Consider the following 847-nt stretch of genomic DNA (forward strand, 5'->3'; position numbering starts at 1 on the left):
CACAACGGGGCCAATACTCCGCGTAGCAGATCGCAACCTAGAACGATCTTCCCGAGGCCCTAGGTTGGACCTGGCGTTCGTCGGCGACAGCTCGATCCTCACCGACATCGTCGACACGGTGGCCGGGCTACCGGTCTTCGGCACCGCCCGCGGGCTGGTCAAGCTGCTGGAACGCGGCACCTCGGACGTGCGCCGCCGGCTGCGGGTGCGCCGCGACCCGACGCTGGCGACGCTCGACGACCTGCCGAACAGCGAACTCGCCGACGCCGTCACCTACCTGTTCGCCGAGGACCTGCGGGCCGCCAGCGGGGACAAGCCGTACGTCATCGTCATCGACAGCCACGAGGCGCTGGTCCCCAGCCCGGTCCGCTCGGGGCGCACGCAGCTCGCGGACGCCTGGCTGCGTGACCTCGTGGCGCAGCTCGACCGCGGCCTGGTCGTCATCGCCAGCCGGGAACCGTTGCGCTGGGAGCTGACCGACCCCGAATGGGACGACCTGATCTACGTGTGTGACATCGGCGGGCTGCCGATGGAAGCCCGGTTGGAACTCCTCGACGCCGGCGGTATCGCCGACACGTTCCAACGCCAGAAGATCGCCGATGCCAGCGCCGGGCTCCCCTTCTATCTGAATCTGGCCGTCGACACGCACCAGCAGACCGGCGGACGGGTCAGCGGCAATCTCGTCTCCCAGCAGGAGATCCTGGCGCGCTTCCTGCAGAACGGCGTCCCGGAGGAAATCCGGTCCCTCGAGGTCCTGAACCCGGCCCGGATCTTCGACTTCGGTATCTTCCAGCTCCTGGCCAACACCTTTCATCTCCCCGATCATCGCATTGAGCCATTCCCGGCA

Annotated in this window: 1 pseudogene; it reads left to right on the top strand. The window is 67.7% G+C overall.

The window, feature by feature from the left end:
- Positions 1 to 64: 64 nt before the first annotated feature.
- Positions 65 to 847 (top strand): annotated as a pseudogene (locus G6R25_RS24290) (aminoglycoside phosphotransferase family protein); the annotation flags it as partial.

The organism is Candidatus Frankia alpina (genome assembly GCF_902806485.1).
Lineage (GTDB): Bacteria > Actinomycetota > Actinomycetes > Frankiales > Frankiaceae > Frankia > Frankia alpina.